Origin of the sequence: Kosakonia sp. (assembly GCF_032104925.1) — a bacterium.
GTDB lineage: Bacteria > Pseudomonadota > Gammaproteobacteria > Enterobacterales > Enterobacteriaceae > Kosakonia.
In genome coordinates, this window is sequence record NZ_DAMCGF010000003.1 from 219,821 (window position 1) to 235,254 (window position 15,434).

Sequence of the window (15,434 nt, forward strand, 5' to 3'; positions counted from 1 at the left end):
TTTTTTACAGCGCATTATCGCTTCACAGCGCAAAGCCATAGTGCGAGCCATCCGGCAGCTCAATATCAATGCGTAGCTTGCTGCCTGTCGCTTCCACGTAGCGCTTCAGCGTGGAAAGTTTAATATCCCGGCCCTGCTTTTCCATCACCGCTACCGTGGGCTGTTTCAGCCCCAGCGCCTGCGCCATTTCGATCTGCGTTTTTTGTACCCGCTCACGCAGCTCCGCAAGATGGATATTGAGCAGCATCTCTTGCGCGAGTGACTGCGCAGCGGTGACAACATCAGCCTTTTGTTCGGCAATTAGCTGTTCCAGTGTTTTGCTCATCGTATTACTCCTTGATTTTAAGCTGGTGCAGATGGCTCGTTAGCTCCCGATCTGCAATCTGGATCATCACATCGTAAAAGCGTTTTTCATGACTCGCCTTGTTGCCAGCACAAAGCAATATGCCCACGCGCTGCGGATCAAAGGCATAGAAGACCCGAAACGGCTCACCCCGGCTTTGTATGCGCAGCTCCTTCATATTGTTATAACGCGAGCCTTTTACCGTATCCGCGTAAGGCCTTGGTAGCTGCGGACCTTTAACCCGTAGCACCATCAGCGCCGCCAGCACACGGGCGCGATCGTTGTCACCCAGTGCATCAAACCACTTTTCAAACGTCTGCGTCATCATTATCTGCCACACAGCACACCTCATTAATATAGAACAAAAACTATATAGATCAAATTCTATATTTTAATAATGCGGTGTTCGGGCGATTTATGCATGCACAGAGGGACAGCAATGGAAGCGTGATTCCTGAATATCCGCAGCAAAATGCAATGTTGCATTGATTTTGCGACCCGGCTTCACGCAAAAAAAACCCCGCCGGAGCGGGGTTTGCTGTTACAGCGTAGACGTTACGCTTTCGCACGGCTGGCGATGATGTCGTCCGCCACGTTGCGCGGCGCTTCCGCATAGTGGTGGAACTCCATGCTGTAGGTCGCGCGCCCTTGCGACATGGATCGCAGCGTGGTGGAGTAGCCGAACATTTCAGCCAGCGGCACATCGGCGCGGATAATCTGGCTACCGAACCGCTCTTCCATGCCCTGCACCATCCCGCGACGGGAAGAGAGATCGCCCATGATGTTCCCGGCGTACTCTTCCGGTGTTTCCACTTCCACATGCATAATCGGCTCAAGGATTGCCGGATCGGCTTTGCGCGCGCCCTCTTTAAAGCCAAAGATCGCCGCCATGCGGAAGGCCATTTCCGAGGAGTCGACATCGTGATAGGAACCGAATGTCAGGGTTGCCTTCACATCGACCACCGGGTAACCCGCCAGCACGCCGTTGTTCATGGCTTCGCGCAGGCCTTTTTCCACTGAAGGAATGTACTCGCGCGGCACCACGCCGCCTTTGGTGGCGTCTTCAAATACAAAGCCGCTACCCGGCTCCAGCGGTTCAAGCGTCAGAACCACATGACCATACTGACCTTTACCGCCGGACTGGCGCACAAATTTACCTTCGATATCCTTCACGGTTTTACGCAAGGTTTCGCGGTATGTGACCTGCGGGCGACCGATATTCGCCTCCACGCCAAACTCACGTTTCATGCGGTCAACAATAATTTCCAGATGCAACTCGCCCATCCCGGAAATAATCGTCTGTCCGGATTCCTCGTCAGTATGCAGGCGGAATGACGGATCTTCCGACGCCAACCGTTGCAAGGCGATGCCCATTTTCTCCTGATCCGCTTTGGTTTTCGGCTCAATAGCGAGCGAAATCACCGGCTCAGGAAACTCCATGCGCTCCAGCGTGATCACTTTATCCGGGTCGCTTAACGTGTCACCGGTGGTGACATCTTTCAGGCCGACGCAGGCGGCAATATCACCGGCGCGCAGCTCATCCACTTCGTGGCGATCGTTGGCATGCATCTGCACGATACGTCCGATACGCTCTTTCTTGCCTTTCACCGGGTTGTAAACTGCATCCCCTTTTTTCAGCACGCCGGAATAGACGCGGATAAAGGTAAGCTGGCCAACATACGGGTCGGTCATCAGTTTAAACGCCAGCGCCGAGAACGGTTCGTCGTCATTCGCATGGCGCTCTGCCGGTTGGCCTTTTTCATCCACGCCCTGAATAGCAGGGATATCCAGCGGCGACGGCATCAGTTCCACCACCGCGTCGAGCATGCGCTGGACGCCTTTATTTTTAAAGGCGCTGCCGCACAGCATCGGCTGAATTTCCCCGGCAACCGTGCGTTTGCGCAGGCCGGCAATAATTTCCGCTTCGTCGAGCGAGCCGGTTTCCAGATATTTATCCATCAGCTCGTCACTGGCTTCCGCCGCCGCGGAGATCATCTTCTCACGCCACTCCAGCGCGGTTGCCATGAGATCATCCGGCACCGGGCCATAGCTGAAAGTCATGCCCTGCGTCGCGTCATCCCAGATGATTTCGCGCATTTTGATCAAATCCACCACGCCGGTGAAATGCTCTTCCGCGCCGATAGGGATCACAATCGGCACCGGGTTGGCTTTCAGGCGGTCGATCATCATCTGCACCACGCGGAAAAAATCCGCGCCGGGTCTGTCCATCTTGTTGACGAACGCGAGACGCGGCACGTGGTATTTATTAGCCTGACGCCACACGGTTTCCGACTGCGGCTGCACGCCACCCACGGAGTCATACACCATTACCGCGCCGTCGAGCACACGCATGGAACGTTCCACTTCAATGGTGAAATCCACGTGCCCGGGGGTGTCGATAATATTAATGCGGTGCGGCTCAAAACCTCTGTCCATACCAGGCCAGAAGCAGCTTACCGCCGCAGACGTAATGGTAATGCCGCGCTCTTGCTCCTGCGCCATCCAGTCGGTTGTTGCCGCGCCATCGTGTACTTCACCCAGTTTGTGGCTCATCCCGGTGTAAAACAGAATGCGCTCAGTAGTGGTTGTTTTACCGGCATCGATATGCGCGGAGATACCGATGTTGCGATAACGTTCGAGGGGGATGGGTCGGGGCATGATGCGTCCTTAGTCATTTGACTGTTAGTTCGCGGCCGGAATTGGCCGCTATTCATTCACGGCATCTATAATAGTACAACTGTACGAGTATATTCGAACTATTTTTGCTATTCTTACGATTGGTTGAGCCGCGATTGACCTCGTGGCTTTCGCAAAGCAGTTTGCGTATAGTACCGGCCCAGCCGCCGATACGGGCTGCTGCTTTTCCAGCACAGCCACCGCCGACACAGGAAGATTATGATCGCTAACCACCCCGAACGTGAGCAATTTCGCCTTGAAAATGTGCTCTTTGCCCTTGGCAATCCCCTGCGCCTGGCGATGATCAAGCGGCTTGCCGACGGCAGCGAATTAAGTTGTAACGCCCTGCGCCCGGAAGATGTGGCGAAATCCACGATGACGCACCACTGGCGCGTCCTGCGCGATAGCGGCGTGGTCTGGCAGCGCCCGCAGGGTCGGGAAAATATGATCTCCCTGCGCCGCGAAGATCTCGACGCCTGCTATCCAGGTTTGCTGGATACGCTGTTGCAGGCAATGCAAAAAGAGGGGTAATGCCGGGCAAGTCAAAACTCCCCCGGCAACGGACATCGTTATTTCGTCTCCGGCAGCACGATATTGCTCGCTGCCAGCGTACCCATATGGTTGTAGATCGCGCAGGCCGCATCAACCAGTTGCATCGCCAGCGCCGCCCCGCTCCCTTCGCCTAAACGCATGCCCATATTGAGATACGGCTCCAGCCCTAAATGTTCCAGCGCCAGGCGCGCCCCTTTTTCCGCCGACAGATGCGAAGGGATCAGATACGGTTTTACCTGTGGCGCCATGCGACACGCCGCCAGCGCCGAGGCATAAGAAAGGAAACCGTCCAGCACCACCGGCAGACCACAAGATGCCGCGCCGAGCATCACGCCGGTCATTCCCAGCAGATCGTATCCCCCCACTTTTGCCAGCACCTCAAGGCCATCGGCGGGATTGGGCTGGTTGACGGCAATTGCTTTACGCACCACCTGCGCTTTATGCCCGAGCAGGTTTTCCGGCAAATTTGCGCCAATGCCGACCACATGTTCAGGTTCTTCGCCGGTCAGCACGCTGACAATCGCCGCCGCTGGTGTGGTGTTGGCCATGCCGAGTTCACCGACGCCAAAGAGCTTCACGCCTTGCGCCGCCAGCTCTCGGGTGTAGCGCATCGTTTCCAGCAGCAATGCTTCAGCTTGCTGCTGGCTCATTGCGGGGCCGGTAGCGATATTGCCGCTGCCGCGCGCGACTTTCATATTCACCAGGCCGGGGATCGGATCGGCATCAATGCCAACATCCAGCACATGTACTTTCGCACCGGCCTGCGCGGCCAGTACGCAAACGCCCGTCGTCGCCTGCGTCATGTTCGCCGCCTGAATCGCAGTGACAACCTGCGGTGATACCGCCACGCCCTCATGCCAGACACCATGATCGGCGCACAGCACCACAATGGCTTTCTCACCGCTGCGCGGCGTGCCGTTTAATCCCGGCATTCCCGCCAGTTGTACCGCTAATGCTTCCAGTCGCCCGAGGCTGCCAACCGGCTTCAGTAAACCATCCAGGTGGCGCTGTGCCTGCGCCATTGCTACGTCATTGGGAGTCGGGATACTTGCCAGTAGTGTCGTCAATGTCTGCATGTTGTTTCTCGTTATGTTGCGGGCTGTTCAGAGTAGCGCCAGAAGAAATACCACTTCGCCAAGTTCAATCGCGGCGCCCAGCGTGTCGCCGGTTTGCCCACCCAGGGTGCGTTTAAGCATCTGCCCCAGCAGGAAGATCGCCGCCAGCGTCACCAGCAGCGCAATAATCCCTTTCAAGCCCAATATGGCTATTGCCAGCAACGCAGTGATGGTCAGCGTAACCAGCGTGTCTCTGCCGGAAACTTTCCCGATAAACAGGTTGCCCAGCCCCTCTTCGCGCGCATAGCGATGGCCGAACATCAGTAACACCGAGCAACCACGCCCGGCGGCACAGGCCATCGCCAGTGCGGCAATGATGCTGACACCGCGCAGTTGCAGCTCGCTGATAACCAGGATTTTGGCGACCAGCACAAACACCAGTGCCAGGCCACCGTGGGTGCCAAGTCGGCTGTCACGCATGATTTCCAGCATCCGTTCGCGTCGACGCGCGGAAAAGATACCGTCGCAGGTGTCCGCCAGACCATCCAGATGAAAGCCTCCGGTTAGCAAGGCCAGCGCCAGCACGCCAAAAAGCGCTGCCAGCGGCACGCCGCACCAGGGTTGTAACGCCAGTACGACAACACCGCTGAGCGCCCCGAGCAGCAGCCCGACCAATGGAAAGGTCACAACACCGCGCACATATTCCGCGACATCCAGCCCCTGCACACAACGGCCAGGCACCGGCAAACGGCTGATAAAAGAGAGCGTGGCGAAAAATAATTTGATCATTTGATTTTGACTCCAATCCCTGACACCACCAGCCAGACGTGATCTGCCGCCTGCGCCAGTCGCTGGTTGACGCGCCCGGCGATATCGCGAAAATGCCGCGCCAGCCGGTTTTCCGGCACAATGCCCATACCTACTTCATTGGTCACCAGCACCACCGGCGACGGGCACGCCGCACAGGCGGCAATCAGGTGTTCAATCTCGTGCTGAACCTGCGCTTCCAGCGCGGCGTAATCCCAGTTATCCGGGTCGTCGCCCGCGCCAGAAGCAAACAGCAGATTGGTGACAAGCGTCGTAATGCATTCCAGCAATACCGCTTCGTCAGGATCGTTATGCGGGGTAATGACGGCTGACAACTGTTGCCAGCGCTCTTCGGTGCGCCAGTGTCGGGGGCGTTCCTGCCGGTGGTGCTCAATCCGCGTCGCCATTTCGTCATCAACGATTTGCGAAGTGGCGATATAGAGCACCGTTTTTGCATCCGCGACCAGCGATTCAGCATGACGGCTTTTGCCGCTGCGCGCGCCGCCGGTAACAAGGGTTAACATGCTTGCTCCTGATGTTGCTGCATAATTTGATAAATACGATCAATGTCCACATGCTGACGCATGGCGTCGGCGAGGATATCAAACTGCTGCGCTTTGTACTGCGCGTAATCAACGCGCGCATCCAGCGGCGGCAGCCCTTTGCGCTGACGCAGCCCGTTAAGCAGTGTGCGGGTGAACGTGTCGCTATCGAACAAGCCATGCAGATAGGTGCCAAACACCAGACCGTCACGGCTGACCGCGCCATCTGCCACGCGCTGCCCCGCTTTTTGTAGCCACAACGCCGGCTGGCAACCATTGCTGCGCGTGGTTTCACCCAGATGAATTTCATACCCGCGCACCGTTAGCCCGGCGCACGGTGCCAGCCAGCCGGGGAGCGTCTCCTGCAAACTCGCTTCCACTCGGGTGGTGGTTTTGTCGCGGGCAAACCGCGTCACCGTCTCCAGCAGCCCCAGCCCTGGCTGTTGCCCCAGTCCGGACTCCACCTCATCAATAATGGTTTCGCCAAGCATTTGATACCCGCCACAGACGCCAATAATCGGCACACCTGCACGATGACGTTCCAGCACTGCTTTCGCCAGCCCGCTTTCGCGCAGCCAGTTGAGATCGCCAAGGGTGTTTTTACTACCAGGGAGGATTAGCAGATCGGCGCTATGCAGCTCCTCCGGCGTGCGCACGTAGTGAACGCGTACGTCGGGCTGAGCAGCGAGCGCATTGAAATCGGTGAAATTAGAGATATGCGGGAGTTGCACCACGGCGATATCCAGCGCCCGCTCGCCGGTGCGCAAGTATTTCCCGCGCTGTAACGCCACGCCGTCTTCATCTTCAAGGTCGACCTCCAGCCACGGCATAACGCCAATCACCGGTACGCCGGTCAACTCTTCAATCTGCTTAATTCCCGGGATAAGCAGCGCGACATCGCCGCGAAATTTATTGATGATCACCCCTTTCACCCGCCAGCGTTCATGCTCCTGTAATAGCGCCAGCGTGCCGTAAATCGCGGCAAAAACGCCGCCTCTGTCAATATCCGCCACCAGAATGACCGGGCAAGCGGCCATCTCTGCCATGCCCATATTGACGATATCCCGGTCGCGCAGGTTGATCTCCGCCGGGCTGCCCGCGCCCTCCAGCACCAGCGCGTCATACTCCTGCGCCAGGCTCTGGTAAACCTGGATAATCTGCTCGCGCAGCCGCGGTTTATAGTCGTGATAACTCACGGCGTCCATATCGGTGGCGACTTTGCCCATCAGCACCACTTGCGCTTTGCGATCGCTGGTCGGTTTGAGCAGCACCGGGTTCATGCGCACATCCGGCTGGATACCCGCCGCTTCGGCCTGAAATATCTGCGCGCGCCCCATCTCCTGGCCGTTCGCAGTGATACCCGAGTTGAGCGCCATATTCTGCGATTTAAACGGCGCGGTTTTTAACCCGTCCTGATGAAAAATACGGCACAGCCCCGCCACCAGCACGCTTTTGCCCACGTCCGATGCGGTGCCCTGCAGCATAATGGCCTGCGTCATGACGCCTCCTTAACCTGCGTCGCCCGCATGCGGGCATGTTTGCACAGCGGCACTGCTGCCCGCCGTGCCGTTTTACTTCTCACAAGCCATGTAGAATAAAGCAATGTCATGGCTGACGATAATATGATGGTTACTCCATTATCGGCATGCTCCGCTTAACCTCGCGGATGAACACCGGTAGCCCTCGCACATCAGGGCGCTGTTATGCCTTCTCCCACTGTTTATTCACCAGAATGGTCGAAAAATAGGGCAGCGGCTGATCGTCGCTCACCTCGCCCAGCCGCCGCCAGCATTGTTCTCCCGGCAGCGTGGCTTCTGCCATCATCAGCGCATGGTCGAGCAGCCCCGCTTGCGCAAGCAGCGCTTTGATCCGCGCGAAACGGCCATAGACTTTCATCAACACCAGGCTGTCGTGCTGCGCCAGTGCCTGGCGGATGTCGCTTTCCGGCGCGGTGCAGGAGACCACCGCCAGCGACTGTTGTTCCATCGCCAGCGGTGTTTGCGCCCGCGCGGCAATAGCGGCAAACGAGGTGACGCCGGGAACAATCTCCAGATTTTGCGGGTGTTGCAGGCGCTGCAGCAAAAACACCCAGGTACTGAACAGCATGGCGTCGCCAAGCGTAATAAAACCGACCTGCTTACCGGCCTGCACTTCAGCCTCCAGCGCAGCGGCAACCTCATCCCACACCGCCTCTTTTTCCGCGCTGTCGGCGCTCATCGGGAAGTGACAACAGCGCACGTCGGTCTGCTCACCGAGATACTCGCGCACAATCGACAACGCCAGGCTGTCGCCGCCTTTGCGCCCGGCCGGCGCATACAGCACATCCAGCTTTCCGAGAATACGCGCACCGCGCACAGTGATAAGATCCGCCGCGCCCGGGCCGGTGCTGAGGGCGTAGAGTTTTCCGCTCATGCCGCCACCTCCAGCGCGTGTTCGAGCGCCTGGTGTAAATGCTGAACAAACATGGCGCGGATATCGGCGTTTTCGCCCAACCCTTGCAGCCACGGCGTGGCAGCGATACCGACGCGTTCGAACTGCGTTTTCCACGAATCGTCATCATCGGAAGCCATATCATTAATCGCATGATCGCCTGCCACCAGCATCAGCGGCATCAGATGAACGGCTTTGACATCTTCCCGGCGCAGGCTGTCGATGATGACATCGATTTCCGGATAGCTTTCCACCGCGCCGACGCGCGCCGGGAAGCGATGCGCCGCCATCATATGGTCAAGGCAGGCATACGCGGCAAAAGCATGGTGGCTGGCACCGTGGCCCATAAACACCACGCGTTCGTCCGCGGCGACCATCGGCATCTGACGCGAGAGCGCCTGCATCAGATGCAGGTAATCTTCATGGCTGCTGAGCAGCGGCGCACCAATCACCAGCCGTTTAAACAGCGGACGCATCGTTTGCACTTCACGGGCAATTTTTTCGTACTCATCGCCGTTGATAATGTGCAAAGACTGGATTGCCACATCCTGATAACCCTGTTCCGCCAGCTTTTGCAGCGCTTCGAGCGGGGTATCAATGTGCAGGTTGTCGCGCTGTCTGAGCTTGCGAATGATCATGCCGGAGGTGAACGCGCGAAACAGGGTGCGATCCGGGCAACTGGCCGCCAGCTCGCGCTCGCAGGCAACAATGTTTTTCTCACAGGTGTCGTGATAGCTGGTGCCGAAGCTCACCACCAGAAGGGCTTTTTTCATGCTGTTCTCCTCACTGTGCCGCCAGCCAGCGCCGCAACCGCCCGGCGAAGGCATCCTGACTGTTGAGTAACTCTTCCCCGCTCACCGCAGGTTGCGGGCGGGCAATGACGATGCACGGGATGCTGGCATCCAGCGCGGGCTGTACTTTTTCCAGATAACCGCCTTCCGCCCCGGAGGCTTTGGTGATCAGCACTTCCACACGATACTGGCGATAAAACGCGGCGTTAAACCCGGCGCTGAACGGGCCACAGAGGGCGAAAATATCACCAACGCCAAAACCCAGCTCCGCGCACTGCGCCACCACTTCCGGCACGGGAAGCACCCGTGCCAGTAAGGTTTTATCCGGCAAGCCTTCGCGCCAGCGCGCCAGATCTTTACTGCCGGTAGTCAGCAAAATACGCTCGCCCAGTTCGCGGGCTTTGGCGCAGGCCTCTTCCAGCGTGGCGACATAAAACAGCAACGGATGGGTTAAATCCGCTAACTGCTCCGGGCGCTGATAACGGCTGAGCAGCACCTGTGCCTGCTCGCAGGCCGCGGCAATATTGCGGCTCACCACATCGGCATACGGGTGCGAAGCATCAATGACCCAGCGCGTACCGTGGTGTTGCAGCCATGCGACCATATCGCGCATCTCCAGCCGCCCGCAGCGCACCTGACCGCGAATATTTCCCGCCAACTGCTGCCCGGTCGGTGTCGCCACCGACAGCGTGTAGCACACATTGGCTGCATCCAGTTGCTGGCAAATTTGCCGTGCATCGCTGGTGCCGCCGATAACCAACACCTCCCCGGCGCTCACAGGGTGTAGCCCCGGGGCGTGATCATCAGGCCGTTTTGCACATAAGTGGCGCGGTTGCCGACGATCACCAGGCTGGTCATATCAACGGGTTCAAAATCCATCTCGCCAAGCGTGGTCAGCCATTTCTCTTCTTTTTTGCGCCCGGCAGATTTCACCACGCCCACCGGCGTGTCGGCGCTTTTGCTGGCCGTAAGCAGTTCAAACGCGCGCGCCAGGTGGCCTTCGCGGCCCCGACTGCGTGGGTTGTAGAAGCAAATAACGAAATCCGCTTCACCCGCCGCGACAATGCGTTTTTCAATCACCGGCCACGGCGTCATCAGATCGCTTAAGCTGATATGGCAAAAGTCATGCATCAGTGGCGCACCGAGCAGCGCGGCGGCGGCAATGCTGGCGGTCATGCCCGGCACCAGACGGACTTCCACATCGAGTTGCTGCTTGTTCACCAGCTCAAGTACCAGCCCGGCCATGCCGTAGATCCCGGCGTCACCGCTGCTGATCAGCGCCACGTTATGTCCTGCCTGCGCCAGCTCAATCGCCGCCTGGCAGCGCTCAATCTCTTTGCACATGCCGGTTTTGATCACCTGTTTATCGCCGGTAAAGGCTTTCACCAGATGGGTATAGGTTTTGTAACCGACCACAATTTCTGCCGCCTGCAGCGCTTCAACGGCTTCCATGGTCATCATTGCCTGTGAGCCGGGGCCAATCCCGATTACCGTTAACATCAGTGTGAAACTCCCAAAGTAATAGTCACGCCCTGCTCGCGCAGGGTTTCGCCAGTCAGTTGCCCGTCGCTCATCAGCCATGCCACCGGGCCGGAGACGCTTCCGACTCCGGCGGTGTGACGGACAAATTCCGAAGCGGGAAAATGGTGTTCGTGCTGCCGCAATGCCTCAGCCGTGAAAACGTCAAACGGCACGCCCAGGCTTTGCGCCAGTTGGATCAGCCCTTTTTCATTCTGCTTTAAGGTGATGCTGCCAATCGCACGCAGCGCCAGCGGGTCAATGGCGTTCGTCTGCAACTGGCGTTGCAACAGCGCCGAAAGCAGCGTAAAGGGCGTATCGCGCCGACATCCCATCCCCGCCACAATGCGTTTCGGCACCAGTTTGAAAACAGGCACAGGGAGAACCGGCAGCGCCGCTTGTGTGGTCACGCACACAAGGCCATCCAGTTGCGGTAACGCATCGAGGCGATCCACTGCGATAAAACCGCGCGTATCGCAACGCGCCACGTCCTCACGCATCGCCGCGTCACACCACAGGCCAACGCGTTTACCGCTGACCAGCATCTGATTGATGGTCTTTACCGCTGCGCGAAAATCCTGCATTCGCGCATCAAGCTGGATGGCCAGCGTGTCGAGCGCCGCCACATCGTTCACGTCTGTCGCGGTGGTGATCACCGGATCGGCGTCCAGCACAGCCGCGAGGTAACGCGCCAGCGCATTCGCACCGCCGCAATGCCCGGAGAGCAGGCTGATAACATGCTGTCCGCGTTCATCAATGACGATCACCGCCGGATCGTTAAACTTGTCATTCACCAGCGGGGCGATAACGCGCACGGCAATGCCTGTTGCACCGATAAAAATCACCGCTGAAAAGTGGCAAAACGCCTCGCGCAACGCCTGGGCAAAACTGCCGTCAAAAGACTGAAACCCCGCCGCGAGAAGTTTCTCACTGGTAAAACAGGTCATCGGCAGCGCAGATTGCAGACGCGCCGCCAGCGCCACACCGCCCGGCGTCAGGCAAAACAGCGCTATCGATTCAGGCTTTGCGGTATTCATGGCTAAAATCCGCCGCGTAAAGCCGCGAGTAGTGGAACTCTTCGCCCAGGAATGCCCCCACGAGGATCAGCGCGGTTTTGCGGATCCCGGCATCGCGTACTTTGTCAGCAATATCCGCCAGCGTGCCGCGCACCGTCTGGCTTTCTGGCCAGGTCGCTTTATAAATAACCGCCACTGGCGTGGCCTGCGGGTAACCACCTTCGATTAAACGTTCCGCCACCCGGTGTATGCGTTGTACCGAGAGGTAGATCGCCATCGAGGTCTGATGACTGGCAAATGCCTCCAGTTGTTCGCGCTCCGGCACCGGCGTGCGTCCTTCGAGGCGGGTGATGATCAGGCTTTGCGACACCTCCGGCACGGTGTACTCCACGCCCAGCTCCGCCGCCGCGCCGAGAAACGCGCTGACGCCGGGTACAACCTGCCAGCGAATACCACGGCGGGTTAACACTTCTCCCTGTTCACGCACCGAGCCATACAGAGAAACATCGCCGGTTTGCAGGCGTACCACCACTTTCCCGGCCTTCACCCCGGCTTCCATCAGGTCAATGATTTGCTCAAGGTGCAGTTCTGCGCTGTCGTGGCACTCTGCGTCTGGCGGGCAATATTCCAGCAGTTCGGTATTAATCAGCGAACCGGCGTAAATCACCACCTGCGCCTGCTGCAACAGGCGATACCCTTTCAGCGTGATGAGCTCCTTATCGCCTGGTCCTGCGCCCACAAACCAGACAGTTTGTGCATCCGCGTGCTCAGCCATGGTGTTGCTCCTTTTCACAGGAAATTAAAAAAACGGGATTATGCGCTTTGAAATAGTGGCCGCTGCCAAGCGAGGTCAGTTGGGAAACCTGAAGTTGCTGGCAATCCAGCGCAGTGACGGGGCAATCGGCCAGGTGCGCCAGGGCGGTACTGAGGTTTTCCTGCAGAATAAAAGTCATCACCAGCCGCCCGCCGGGCCTAAGCTGCGCCAGCGACCAGTCGATAAGTTGCGTCAGATTGCCGCCACTGCCGCCCATAAACACCGCGTCCGCGGGCTGCTCAATGAATAGCGGTGCAACGCCGGGGATCAGGGTGATATTGCGACAAGCAAAGCGCTGACAATTCTCTTCCAGCAGCCCGAGCGCTGCCGGGTTGCGTTCAATCGCCGTGACCTGCAACTGCGGGTGCGCCAGCGCCGCTTCGATGCTCACACTGCCGGTGCCCGCGCCGATATCGATCAGGTGGCGGGCATCGTGCAGCGCCAGCTTTGACAGCGCTACTGCGCGCACGGCCTCTTTGGTCATCGGCACCTTTTCACCGCGAATAAACCGCTCATCTTTCATCGAGGATCACCACCACATTCATTTCGTAATGCGCCTGCACATCCGCAGGGCGCAGCCTGTGGATACGTTCATTGTCCATACCGAGATTTTCGCCAATCACCAGCCAGCGCTTTTCTGCCCCGCGCGAAATCAGCGCATCGGCAATGGCTTTTGGCCCGCAGCGGGCATCGGTCACCATCGCGACCTTGCTGGCACGCGCCAGGGCATCGAAATCGACATCGCGCCCGTGGCTGCTGGTCAGCCAGATATCGTTCATATCAATACCGGTGCGCGAGCAGAGGTACTGCGCGGCGCTGATGCCGGGAATAATGCGCAACTGTTCGATACCAAAATGCGCCACCAGCCGCGTGCCGATGCCGTAAAACAACGGGTCGCCGGAGGCCAGCACCACGACATTGCGCGCGGCGTGTTTTTCCAGCCACGCCAGCAAAGCCGGGATATCGGCATCCAGCGCCCGCCGTTGCCCGGCAAAATCGGGGAACTGCGCCAGGTGGCGGTTACCGCCAACCAGCACTTCAGCCTGCGCCACCGCCTCCTGCGCCTGCGGCGTCATCAGCGCCAGATTGCCCGGCCCCATTCCGGCAACGGTCAACATCTGAGATCCCTCGCAATTTCTTCAACCGGACGGTTCGCGCCCAGCACGTTGTTATCAAAGGAGAACATCACGGCATCGCACTGCGGCGGGTTGTTTGTAAAGCGCAGCATCTGGGCGATACGCTGACAGATTCGGGTTGCCAGGTGATCGTAAAGGTGGCTGAACCCGGCGGCGTCGATGTGTTCCATTGCCGCTTCGGTGGTGTCGCACTCGCTCACCGCCAGCAGCAGCGCGTGCGGCGCACCGAGCAGCGCCAGATGTGCGACCAGCGTTTCCATGCGCGCATCCGCGATATGGCTGTGGGTGTGAAAGATCCCGGCGGCGATTTTCACCAGCTTGCCGGGGTGACCGACCAGCACGATATGCCGGAAACCGAGGCGCACCGCCTCTTCCAGCATGTAGCCGACAAAGTTACTCATGGTGACCACAAGTTCGCCCGATACGCCCAGATGTTCGCGCACAAAACGCTCGCCGTGGTTGCCGGGCACCAGGATCACCCGATCCATCCCGGCGGCGCGTTTTAACTCCAGCTCCAGCGCCAGCGCGCGTTTCCAGCTCTCTTCTGACATCGGCGTGACAATGCCGGTGGTGCCAATAATTGAAATGCCGCCAAGAATACCGAGCCTGCCGTTGTAGGTTTTCTTCGCCCGCGCTTCCCCTTCCGGGGCAAAAATTTCCACCTCGGCGCCGCGCGTCGGGCCAATCACTTCACGCACAGCGGCTTCGATAGTCTGGCGCGGCGTGCGGTTGATGGCCGCCTCTCCGACCGCCAGGCCAATGCCTTTGCGGGTCACCGTGCCGATGCCTTCGCCGCCGCGCAGGATGATCTCCCCCTCATCATTGAGCGTGACGCGGGCAAAAATCAGCATGCCGTGCGTGGCATCGACGTCATCGCCGCCGTCTTTGCGGATCGCGGCGACAGCCTGAAGCCCCTCCACATGCGGACATTCGACGCTCAGGCGCAGCGTGACACCCGATGGCGTGACAATCGACACCTGGTGAATAAGGTGCTGGCGCAGCACCATCAGCGCTGCCACTTTCGCTGCCGCCGTCGCGCAGGAGCCGGTGGTATAGCCTTTGCGCAGCGCTTTTCCGTTGTGCCACACCGGATCGTCGAAGGCCTGTTCGCTCATTGCGCCTCCCGCAGGCTGTAAAGCAATGCGTTAACGATCGCCGCCGCCACGTTGCTTCCGCCTTTGCGCCCGCGAGCGGCAATGCCCGGTAAACCGCTCGCCACCAGTGCCTCTTTCGATTCTGCCGCGCCGACAAACCCGACCGGCACACCGACCACGCCGCTTACCGGCGCGTTATGTTCCAGCAGGCGAAACAGCGCGGTGGGCGCATTGCCGAAGACAAACACTTTGCCGCCCTCTTCGCCCAGCGCCAGATCAACCGCCGCCATCGAACGGGTGATACCGTCGGCTTTGGCGCGGCGCACCACGCGCGGATCGGAGATATAGCACCGCACTTCGCCGCCGAACTGCGCCAGCAGCGTTTTGTTAATGCCGGAAAGCGCCATGGTGGTATCGGTGTAGAGCGTGCAGCCCTGTTTAATCGCGGTACACAGGCTTTCCAGCGCATCAGAGGAGAACCATAAGATATCGAGCCAGTCGAAATCTGCTGTGGTGTGAATGACCCGTTTGATCACCGCTTCATGCAGCGGGCTGGCAAAGCGGTAATCGGGACGCGTCTCGTTGATGATGTCGTCGATAATGACAAAACTTTTGGCTTCAATAGCCTGCGGTTGCTGTAAATAATCCATCTTTTCCATC

General features: G+C 58.8%; 18 protein-coding genes. 1 reads left to right on the forward strand and 17 read right to left on the reverse strand.

The genetic code is table 11. The annotated features are described in order from the left end of the window. Positions 1–22: 22 nt before the first annotated feature. The 3 genes from RT644_RS07320 to fusA form a co-directional block, all read right to left on the reverse strand. On the reverse strand, positions 23–325 hold the full coding sequence (locus RT644_RS07320; protein ID WP_045510571.1) for a helix-turn-helix domain-containing protein: 303 nt from the start codon (positions 323–325) through the stop codon (positions 23–25). Between the two features lie 4 nt (positions 326–329). Next, the gene (locus RT644_RS07325) at positions 330–683 is read right to left on the reverse strand and encodes a type II toxin-antitoxin system RelE/ParE family toxin (protein ID WP_174240571.1); all 354 of its coding nucleotides are present in this window, start codon (positions 681–683) and stop codon (positions 330–332) included. Positions 684–898: 215 nt separating this feature from the next. Next, on the reverse strand, positions 899–3,001 hold the full coding sequence (gene fusA / locus RT644_RS07330; protein ID WP_045510577.1) for an elongation factor G: 2,103 nt from the start codon (positions 2,999–3,001) through the stop codon (positions 899–901). Positions 3,002–3,238: 237 nt separating this feature from the next. Here fusA and RT644_RS07335 point away from each other — a divergent pair, with 237 nt between their 5' ends. Beyond that, complete coding sequence (locus RT644_RS07335; RefSeq protein WP_020454244.1) at positions 3,239–3,550, forward strand: ArsR/SmtB family transcription factor; 312 nt, start codon at positions 3,239–3,241, stop codon at positions 3,548–3,550. 38 nt (positions 3,551–3,588) lie between these two features. Here the strand turns inward: RT644_RS07335 and cobT are convergent, their stop codons facing one another. The 14 genes from cobT to RT644_RS07405 all read right to left on the reverse strand — a co-directional run bounded on the left by cobT (position 3,589) and on the right by RT644_RS07405 (position 15,424). Further along, positions 3,589–4,647, reverse strand: a complete 1,059-nt coding sequence (gene cobT / locus RT644_RS07340) for a nicotinate-nucleotide--dimethylbenzimidazole phosphoribosyltransferase (RefSeq protein ID WP_313626272.1) — start codon at positions 4,645–4,647, stop codon at positions 3,589–3,591. 27 nt (positions 4,648–4,674) lie between these two features. Then, positions 4,675–5,415 carry an adenosylcobinamide-GDP ribazoletransferase gene (gene cobS / locus RT644_RS07345; RefSeq protein WP_313626273.1) on the reverse strand — a complete coding sequence of 247 codons (741 nt, stop codon included), beginning with the start codon at positions 5,413–5,415 and terminating at the stop codon, positions 4,675–4,677. After that, positions 5,412–5,957, reverse strand: a complete 546-nt coding sequence (gene cobU / locus RT644_RS07350; RefSeq protein ID WP_020454247.1) for a bifunctional adenosylcobinamide kinase/adenosylcobinamide-phosphate guanylyltransferase — start codon at positions 5,955–5,957, stop codon at positions 5,412–5,414. Before cobU ends, cobS begins: the two co-directional genes overlap by 4 nt. Continuing rightward, on the reverse strand, positions 5,951–7,474 hold the full coding sequence (locus tag RT644_RS07355) for a cobyric acid synthase (protein ID WP_313626274.1): 1,524 nt from the start codon (positions 7,472–7,474) through the stop codon (positions 5,951–5,953). The genes cobU and RT644_RS07355 overlap by 7 nt, the downstream gene beginning before the upstream one ends. Positions 7,475–7,676: 202 nt before the next feature. Then, positions 7,677–8,387 carry a cobalt-factor II C(20)-methyltransferase gene (locus RT644_RS07360; protein ID WP_269230739.1) on the reverse strand — a complete coding sequence of 237 codons (711 nt, stop codon included), beginning with the start codon at positions 8,385–8,387 and terminating at the stop codon, positions 7,677–7,679. Then, positions 8,384–9,178, reverse strand: coding sequence for a sirohydrochlorin cobaltochelatase (gene cbiK / locus RT644_RS07365; RefSeq protein WP_020454250.1), 795 nt, complete (start codon positions 9,176–9,178; stop codon positions 8,384–8,386). The genes RT644_RS07360 and cbiK overlap by 4 nt, the downstream gene beginning before the upstream one ends. A 10-nt stretch (positions 9,179–9,188) precedes the next feature. Then, positions 9,189–9,974 carry a cobalt-precorrin-6A reductase gene (locus RT644_RS07370; RefSeq protein ID WP_313626275.1) on the reverse strand — a complete coding sequence of 262 codons (786 nt, stop codon included), beginning with the start codon at positions 9,972–9,974 and terminating at the stop codon, positions 9,189–9,191. After that, entirely contained in the window at positions 9,971–10,696 is a 726-nt protein-coding gene (locus RT644_RS07375) for a precorrin-3B C(17)-methyltransferase (protein WP_045510598.1), read from the reverse strand. The genes RT644_RS07370 and RT644_RS07375 overlap by 4 nt, the downstream gene beginning before the upstream one ends. Continuing rightward, positions 10,696–11,751: a cobalt-precorrin 5A hydrolase gene (cbiG, locus tag RT644_RS07380; protein WP_313626276.1), complete on the reverse strand. Its 1,056-nt coding sequence runs from the start codon at positions 11,749–11,751 to the stop codon at positions 10,696–10,698. The genes RT644_RS07375 and cbiG overlap by 1 nt, the downstream gene beginning before the upstream one ends. Next, positions 11,732–12,505 carry a cobalt-precorrin-4 methyltransferase gene (locus tag RT644_RS07385; protein ID WP_160269573.1) on the reverse strand — a complete coding sequence of 258 codons (774 nt, stop codon included), beginning with the start codon at positions 12,503–12,505 and terminating at the stop codon, positions 11,732–11,734. The genes cbiG and RT644_RS07385 overlap by 20 nt, the downstream gene beginning before the upstream one ends. Then, complete coding sequence (locus RT644_RS07390) at positions 12,498–13,067, reverse strand: decarboxylating cobalt-precorrin-6B (C(15))-methyltransferase (protein ID WP_020454255.1); 570 nt, start codon at positions 13,065–13,067, stop codon at positions 12,498–12,500. The genes RT644_RS07385 and RT644_RS07390 overlap by 8 nt, the downstream gene beginning before the upstream one ends. Further along, on the reverse strand, positions 13,057–13,662 hold the full coding sequence (locus RT644_RS07395) for a cobalt-precorrin-7 (C(5))-methyltransferase (protein ID WP_313626277.1): 606 nt from the start codon (positions 13,660–13,662) through the stop codon (positions 13,057–13,059). Before RT644_RS07395 ends, RT644_RS07390 begins: the two co-directional genes overlap by 11 nt. After that, the gene (gene cbiD / locus RT644_RS07400) at positions 13,656–14,795 is read right to left on the reverse strand and encodes a cobalt-precorrin-5B (C(1))-methyltransferase CbiD (RefSeq protein WP_313626278.1); all 1,140 of its coding nucleotides are present in this window, start codon (positions 14,793–14,795) and stop codon (positions 13,656–13,658) included. Before cbiD ends, RT644_RS07395 begins: the two co-directional genes overlap by 7 nt. Further along, positions 14,792–15,424, reverse strand: a complete 633-nt coding sequence (locus RT644_RS07405; RefSeq protein WP_045510819.1) for a cobalt-precorrin-8 methylmutase — start codon at positions 15,422–15,424, stop codon at positions 14,792–14,794. The genes cbiD and RT644_RS07405 overlap by 4 nt, the downstream gene beginning before the upstream one ends. Between the last annotated feature and the right edge of the window lie 10 nt (positions 15,425–15,434).